1 rRNA gene is annotated in these 223 nt (G+C 55.2%); it reads right to left on the bottom strand.

Annotation, left to right across the window (positions count from 1 at the left end):
- A 23S ribosomal RNA gene (locus tag ACN5AZ_RS18785) occupies positions 1 to 223 on the bottom strand; the annotation flags it as partial.

Raw genomic sequence — 223 nt, 5'->3', positions numbered from 1 at the left:
CACCTTTCCCTCACGGTACTGGTTCACTATCGGTCAGCAAGGAGTACTTAGCCTTCGAAGGTGGTCCTCCGATCTTCAGACAGGATTTCACGTGTCCCGCCCTACTTAATATGTCCCATCGAGCTTCTCATACGGGGCTATCACCCGCTATGGCTGTGCTTCCCAACACATTCTGATCACTCTCAAGGCTCGGCTGGTCCCCGTTCGCTCGCCGCTACTAGGG

The organism is Sagittula sp. SSi028 (assembly GCF_048553715.1).
Classification (GTDB): domain Bacteria; phylum Pseudomonadota; class Alphaproteobacteria; order Rhodobacterales; family Rhodobacteraceae; genus Sagittula.
Note: the sequence above shows the minus strand (reverse complement) of the source record. Positions and strands in the feature narration are given on the sequence as shown.